Origin of the sequence: Paraburkholderia sp. SIMBA_027 (genome assembly GCF_046535315.1) — a bacterium.
Classification (GTDB): domain Bacteria; phylum Pseudomonadota; class Gammaproteobacteria; order Burkholderiales; family Burkholderiaceae; genus Paraburkholderia; species Paraburkholderia tropica.
Map to the genome: position 1 here is coordinate 1 of NZ_JAWRWY010000234.1, position 340 is coordinate 340.

The 340-nt window shown below is 57.4% G+C and carries 1 pseudogene; it reads left to right on the plus strand.

Annotated features, from left to right (window positions below):
• Positions 1-340, plus strand: a pseudogene (locus SB764_RS38910) (hypothetical protein); the annotation flags it as partial.

Genomic DNA, 340 nt, shown 5'->3' on the forward strand with positions numbered 1-340 from the left:
GGCGAAGAAACATCAGATTGCGGCCGTAGGTTTGTTTCTCGGTGACGGCGACAGCGTCAAAGTGACCCAGCTTGATGAAGAGTTAGGCCATGTTGGACTGGCGCAGCCAGGTTCGCCTAAGCTTATCAACTCCTTGCTGGAGAACGGTTATCTGCCGGTGGTCAGCTCCATTGGCGTAACAGACGAAGGGCAACTGATGAACGTCAATGCCGACCAGGCGGCAACGGCGCTGGCGGCAACGCTGGGCGCGGATCTGATTTTGCTCTCCGACGTCAGCGGCATTCTCGACGGCAAAGGGCAACGCATTGCCGAAATGACCGCCGCGAAAGCAGAACAACTG